Raw genomic sequence first — 229 nt, forward strand, 5'->3', positions numbered from 1 at the left:
TTAAGTGCTTTATCTAGAGCCATTAAACGCAACAAAGCAGGACTTAATGCGGACAATAAACATATAGGAAGCTTTTTGTTTTTAGGGCCAACAGGGGTAGGAAAAACACAATCAGCTAAAGCTTTGGTGAAATTTTTATTTGATGATGAAAAAGAAATGATTCGCTTTGATATGAGTGAATTTATGGAAAAACATAGTGTTTCAAGACTCTTAGGTGCGCCTCCAGGAT

At 35.8% G+C, this 229-nt stretch carries 1 protein-coding gene; it reads left to right on the forward strand.

Annotated elements, in window-relative coordinates; genetic code table 11:
* Positions 1 to 229, forward strand: a 229-nt coding sequence (locus ELQ12_RS10175; RefSeq protein WP_134264769.1) for an AAA family ATPase, incomplete at both ends; no start/stop codon positions are given.

This window comes from Campylobacter sp. US25a, assembly GCF_004379075.1.
In the GTDB taxonomy this organism is placed as follows: domain Bacteria; phylum Campylobacterota; class Campylobacteria; order Campylobacterales; family Campylobacteraceae; genus Campylobacter_D; species Campylobacter_D jejuni.